Annotated in this window: 1 protein-coding gene; it reads right to left on the bottom strand. The window is 65.3% G+C overall.

Translation table 11 applies throughout. The annotated features are described in order from the left end of the window. Positions 1–114: 114 nt before the first annotated feature. The gene (ltrA, locus tag ETD85_RS61835; protein WP_138699022.1) at positions 115–1596 is read right to left on the bottom strand and encodes a group II intron reverse transcriptase/maturase; all 1482 of its coding nucleotides are present in this window, start codon (positions 1594–1596) and stop codon (positions 115–117) included. Positions 1597–2156 lie beyond the last annotated feature (560 nt).

Below are 2156 nucleotides of genomic sequence, written 5' to 3'. Positions count from 1 at the left end.
TGTTGAGTCGGCCTGGGGCGCGGTGCCGGGATTGCTCTCAGTCCGTTTCCCCAGGCCGCTCGCCGAACCCGCCGTGCCGATCTCTCGGCAACGGGCTCTCCACGGTCTCTATCGTCAGGCGGGGTTCGCAGGAGGCCATGGACAGGGGATCTTGTTGCCTCGGTAGGCGTAGCGGATGATTGTCATGCGCTTACTGAGGCTGAAATACTCGACCCCACCTGCGGCTATCACCCACCGGCCGGAGCCGTCTTTCAGGTGACGGCGCAGCTGCCCCCAGTTCCAGCCGTGTCTGGCCCGCAACATGTGGACGAGTCTCCACCAGGTGAAGGTATCCAGCTTGTCGAAGGTCCACTTGGCCACGGCGTGTTTGAAATAGTTGGCCCATCCGCGCATGATCGAAGCCAGTCGTTTCAGCACGGAGGCGAAGTCCTGCTGCGATGTCTTGTGGGTCAGGGCACGGATCTTCGCCCTCACCGACCGTTTGGCCCGGTCGGCGATGAAGGTGTAGACGTACCACTTGTTCGAGCCCCTCTTGCGTTTCCACCGGATGCGGAAACCGAGAAAATCGAACCCATCGCTCATGTGGACCACCTGGGTTTTGGCTGGTGACAGCCGTAACCCAAGAGGTTCCAGCACGTCGGCGACGTCCTCGCGCAACGCCTGGGTATCGGCCTGCGAGCCGTGCACCAAGATGACGAAGTCATCGCAGTAACGCACGATCCGCCACGTAGGCCGTCCCTTGGAGCGCCGGTAGGCGCGCTTGCCCGAGGTCGACATCGGCCCGTCGTTCTTCCACGGAGCCATCACATGCTCATCGAGCACGCTCAGCACCACGTTGAAGATCAGTGGGGACAGGATGCCGCCCTGCGGCGTACCGGTGTAGGTATTCCGGTGTTCGCCGAGTTCGGTGAGGATCCCGGCTTTGAGGAACGCCTTGACCAGTGCCAGAACGCGCTTGTCCTTCACCCGTAACCGCACCCGATCCATGATCGCCGTGTGCGAAACGTTGTCGAAGGCCGCTTCGATGTCTGCATCCAGCACCCAGCGATAGCCGCGGGTGCCGAAGTGGTGAATCTCCGCGATCGCGTCGTGGGGTCGCCGCCGGGGCCGGAACCCGTAGGAGACCGGCAGGAAATCGGCCTCGAAGAGGGGTTCCAGCACCAGTTTGAGCGCCGCCTGGACGACCCGATCCGCAATCGCCGGTATGCCCAGCGCGCGGACCTTGCCCGACCCGCCCGGCTTGGGGATCTTGCGTTCCCGCACCGGGAGCGGCCGGAAGATGCCCGTCTTGAGCTGGGCCCGCAGGTCGTCCAGAAACCCTGGGACGCCGACCTCCTCCTCAACGTAGGCGACCGTCAGGCCGTCCACGCCGGGAGTGCCGGCTCCCCGATTACCCGCGACCCGGTCGAACGCCACCAACAGCGTCGCCGGGTCATGCACGAGATTGAACAAGTCATCGAACCGGCGGCCGGGGTCGGCCACCGCCCAACGGTGAAGCTTGGCCTGCATCTCCGATACCTTCCGGCGCGGCCCCATCTCGCCCTCGGGGATCTGCTCCGGCCAGGCGTCCCCGTTCGGGGGCGCGTCTTTCGGCATTACAGCCTCCAGTCCTTCTCGAAACCGCTGCCGCCCTTCCCCATGTGCGCGGGCTCTCCCCGGCTCGGAGTACTACGGCGGCTCCGCCCCGTCCCGGGTTGATCAGCGGTCGATGCGCTCAGCCCGGCCACCCCGCTGGAGGCGGAGCACCTGGCAAGACCCGGAACGGTTCCCGTGTTCACGGTGAGTCACTCGACGGAGGAGGAGCCCGACTATGCCCCTGCGGCATCGCTGTGAGTACGCCGCAGATCTTCCTCACAGCCTCCCCAGCGGCTCATACATACCGCCGTAAGAGTTCTCCGCCCGTGATGAGGGGCGGATGCGCACCGCTTCCAGCCCATATCCACCAGATTCGAGCTGGCGCCTGATCAAGGGGGTGTCACACGCCGGTTCCTCGCGTACTCCTTTCCGTCTCGCTAGCCGGACCCGGACCATCTGGTAGTACTGGCCCGTCCCGGCGTTGTCAGGGCTGCTCCCGCCCTCCCCGGCACCACCCGGATCAGGCTGCCCTCAGCTCCACCTCCCTGCTGCGACAGGGTCAGCGGTGAAGGTCTTTCACC

This window comes from Nonomuraea zeae, from assembly GCF_005889725.1.
GTDB lineage: Bacteria > Actinomycetota > Actinomycetes > Streptosporangiales > Streptosporangiaceae > Nonomuraea > Nonomuraea zeae.
This window is presented reverse-complemented; position numbering and strand designations above follow the sequence as displayed.